Source organism: Mycobacterium sp. E796, from assembly GCF_001672815.1.
GTDB lineage: Bacteria > Actinomycetota > Actinomycetes > Mycobacteriales > Mycobacteriaceae > Mycobacterium.
This window is the reverse complement of the sequence record NZ_LZKK01000042.1, coordinates 1-523: the sequence shown is the minus strand read 5'-3', so window position 1 is coordinate 523 and position 523 is coordinate 1. Positions and strand designations below refer to the sequence as shown.

General features: G+C 70.0%; 1 pseudogene. It reads right to left on the bottom strand.

What is annotated here, in order from left to right:
* Positions 1 to 175: 175 nt before the first annotated feature.
* A pseudogene (locus A5706_RS03885) lies at positions 176 to 523 on the bottom strand (hypothetical protein); the annotation flags it as partial.

Below are 523 nucleotides of genomic sequence, written 5' to 3'. Positions count from 1 at the left end.
TCAGCGAGCTGAACAAGAGCTACAACGCCATCGAGAACGACATCGGGTTCCGCACGGTGCCCGGCCCCGGCAGCGCCGGCTGGCTGCGCCTGGGCGTCGTCGTCGCGCTGATCGCGGCGGCGCTGGGCCTGCTGATCAACCGGCGCCTGCCGATCTGACGCTGCCGTCTGACCGCTTAGGCGGGCAGCCGCCGGTTCAGGAACTCTCCGGCCAGGACGGCGCCGGCCAGCAGCACCGCGCCGAGCAGCATCCAGGCCAGGCTGGCGTCGCCCTTGACGGTCTGATAGCCGATCTGGCGCTGCAGGGTCGAATAGACGCTCTCCAGCGATTCCAGGCTGTCGGCGTGGAACGCCTGGCCGTCGGTGATCTTGGTGATCTCCTGCAGCGTCTGGTCGTCGACGGGGACCGGGATGGTGGCGCCCTCGTACTCGACGGTGCCGTAGGGCGTGCCGAAGGAGATCGTCGAGATGGGCACGCCCTGGTCCTTGGCCAGCCGCGCCGCGGTGAACGCGCCGTCGTGCGG